Genomic DNA, 3,152 nt, shown 5'->3' on the forward strand with positions numbered 1-3,152 from the left:
GCTAGAAATTTCCTCCCTCGATGAACTATATGTTCTATCTTCGGTCGAAAATTTCGTCGCTTCTGCTTGCAGTTGCGACCGCAAGGGAAGCAAAACATTTAAATTCATCGCAAGATAACTTTGCCGATTTTTTTAAATTTACCGCTCGCATTTTATCAAATTCGACTTTAATTTACGTATTATCAAAATTCGGGTAAAATCACTCCTTTAAAAGGAAAATTTATGATAGTAAAAAGCGCTTTACCTTTATCTTTTATCATCGGCAGCAGGTTTTTCGGACTCTTTATCATTTTGCCCGTTATCAGCGTCTATGCGCTCGAGCTTGAGGGGGCGACCGAGTTTTTAGTCGGCGTTCTCATCGGCGTTTACGCGATGTCGCAGATCACGTTTCAGGTGGTTTTCGGCTACGTCTCGGACCGCTTCGGGCGAAAAAACTCGATGCTAATAGGCCTGCTCGTCTTTATCGTTGGAGCTGCGATCTGTGCGGTGGCGACTGATATCTACACGATGATTTTTGGTAGATTTATCCAGGGTGCGGGCGCGATAGGAGCCGTGGCGATCGCGCTGATGAGCGACATGACCAAGGAGGAGGTGCGCGGGCACGCGATGGCGATGATGGGCGCGTTTATCGGCATTAGCTTTACGCTTTCTATGATACTCTCGCCGATACTTAGCGCCAAATACGGCCTTTCAAGCCTCTTTTACCTCTCGATCGCGGTTACGGTCGTTTGTATCGTGCTTTTATACACAGCCGTGGGGGAGGAACCTAAATTTACGCATTCACAGGCCAAAATGCCGGCCGTAAAGCTACTCTCAAACAGAAATTTACTACTCATGAACATCAGCAACTTCATGCAAAAAATGCTGATGTCGGCGGCCTTTATCGTGATTCCCATCGCTATCGTGAAGTATTTTGGCATGGATAAAAAAGACCTCAGCGGCATCTACTCGGTCGCGACGGTGTTTGGCTTTATCGCGATGGGTATCGGCGGCGCGATCGGCGAAACGAAGCGCATCACAAAGCAAATTTTAGTCATCGGCGTCTCGCTTTTCGTCGTTTGCTACGGACTTTTCGCGCTCTCGCTCGGACACAAGCCGCTATTTTACGCGGGCGTGATTATATTTTTTATCGGCTTTAACCTGCACGAACCGATCTTGCAATCCATGGCGTCCAAATTTAGCAAAGTAAGCCAAAAAGGCGCGGTTTTAGGCATCTTTAACGCCTTTGGCTACATGGGAAGCTTTATCGGCGGTATCGGCGGCGGTACTTTGCTTAAATTTTACGGTCTTAGCGCGCTTTCCGCCGTCGTGACGGTGCTTTGCGTCGTGTGGCTGATCGCGCTAAAATGGCTAGACAACCCAAATATCTTTAAAAATATCTATCTGCCGTCAAGCACGGATGCCGATCTAGCTGAGATCGAAAAGCAAAAAGGCGTCGTGGAGTGCTACAAAAACGCGCAAAATCTCGTCGTAAAATACAACTCCAAGCTAACAAACGAGGCGGAGATAAAGCAAATTTTAGGCGTTTAGCGGACTTTTACGGACGGTAAATTTACCGAGTCCGCCCCGCGCAAAACGCTGAAACTTCGGCTTGCTCGCAGTTTTGATAACACAACTACGCCGAACGCCTAAATTTAGCCGATTTTTAGCTATTTTTAAATACTATTATCAAAATCTAATCTCAAAAAAGGATAAAAATGAGCGATCTAAAAAAACAAATCGACGAGCTTTTCCAGGACAAAAAGATGTCCGTTTACGATGCGGCTAAACAGCTAAACGTACGCGAATACGAAATCCTGCAATACCGCGGCGATGACGAATTTAAGGAAGTCAGCGCAGAAAATTTGATGAAAATTTTTGAAGAAGTCAGCACTTGGGGCGAGATGCTTTTTATCAAAAATACGCCTGAGTTTATCATCGAGATCAAAGTGAGCGTGCCTATGCCTAAAAAAGCGAGAGGATTTTTAAATTTCACCGATAAAAGCGGCTTTTTGGGCGGCCACCTAAAAGAAGAATCAATCGCCAGCATCGGCTTTGTGAGCACTAAATTTATGGGATTTCTCGGGCACAGCCTGCACTTTTACGACGCGGATCACAACGTGATCTTTAAGCTTTTCGTAAATCGCAACGAAAAAATGAAACTAGACGAAGCGCAAGAGCAAAAATTCCTAGCGCTAAAAAATAGCTTTTGATTTTAGATGGCTTTGCTGCGGGTAAATTTTGAGGTTTTATGATGGCTAAAATTTGCAAAATTTACGACGTTTTGATAATCGGAGCTGGCGCGGCGGGGCTATTTTTGGCGGCGAATTTACGCGGTAAAAGCGTCGCCGTACTCGAAAAAAACGCAACTCCCGGCAAGAAAATCCTAGCTAGCGGCGGAGGCAGGTGCAACGTCACAAACCGCCGTATCGACGCGTCAAACTACCTCGGTGACGCAAATTTCGTCACAAATATCCTAAAAAATCTAGACTTCAAAGACGTTTTAAAATTTTTTGGCGAGCTAAAATTTAACGAGCAAAAGCAAAATCAGTTTTTCTGCGAAAGCGGCGCCAAAGACGTTTTGGGCGTGCTTTTAAAGCGCGCCGGGCAAAGCGGAGCGCAAATATTTTGCGGCGTTTGCGTGAAAAGCGCTAGAAAAATTTTGACCGATGAAAACGGCCAAATTTTAGACATTTCTCCCGCGCAAAATCGCGATGAAAATTTGACGGATTTTGAGATGAAATTTGATCGCTGCGAGCAAAATTTAAACGAAATTTTTGAAGTGCTAGCCGAAAACGGAGATAAATTTTACGCTAAAAATCTCGTCGTAGCTAGCGGCGGACTAAGCTACAAAAGCCTAGGCGCCAGCGACATCGGCTACGAAATAGCGCAAAGCTTCGGCATCAAAGTCATCCCGCCCGTGCCAGCGCTTGTCGGATTTACCGTGCAAAAAGACGAGTTTTGGTTTAAAAATTTAAGCGGAGTTTGCTTTCCTGCCGAGATTAGCGTAGCTTGCTCGAGCAAAAACGCTGCAAACCGCGAGCTAAAAATACCGCGTAAATTTGCAGGCGACATACTTTTCACTCACAAAGGCATAAGCGGTCCGGCCGTGCTAAACGCTTCGCTTTTTTGGCAAAAGGGCTTGATCGCGATAAATTTTTGCCCAAATTTTA

At 45.4% G+C, this 3,152-nt stretch carries 3 protein-coding genes; all 3 read left to right on the top strand.

Annotation, left to right across the window (positions count from 1 at the left end; genetic code table 11):
* Positions 1 to 225: 225 nt before the first annotated feature.
* Positions 226 to 1,530 carry an MFS transporter gene (locus Q0338_RS01225; RefSeq protein WP_298085178.1) on the top strand — a complete coding sequence of 435 codons (1,305 nt, stop codon included), beginning with the start codon at positions 226 to 228 and terminating at the stop codon, positions 1,528 to 1,530.
* Positions 1,531 to 1,697: 167 nt separating this feature from the next.
* Positions 1,698 to 2,192 (top strand): heme utilization cystosolic carrier protein HutX, encoded by a 495-nt coding sequence (gene hutX, locus Q0338_RS01230; RefSeq protein WP_298085176.1) that lies wholly within the window; start codon positions 1,698 to 1,700, stop codon positions 2,190 to 2,192.
* Positions 2,193 to 2,233: 41 nt separating this feature from the next.
* The coding region (locus Q0338_RS01235) for an NAD(P)/FAD-dependent oxidoreductase (RefSeq protein ID WP_298085177.1) at positions 2,234 to 3,152 on the top strand (919 nt) is incomplete at its 3' end.

The sequence above is a fragment of the uncultured Campylobacter sp. genome, assembly GCF_938018145.1.
Lineage (GTDB): Bacteria > Campylobacterota > Campylobacteria > Campylobacterales > Campylobacteraceae > Campylobacter_A.

Coding starts and splice junctions, on each gene's coding strand:
- hutX (WP_298085176.1), top strand. CDS start 1,698: ATGAGCGATCTAAAAAAACAAATCGACGAGCTTTTCCAGGACAAAAAG.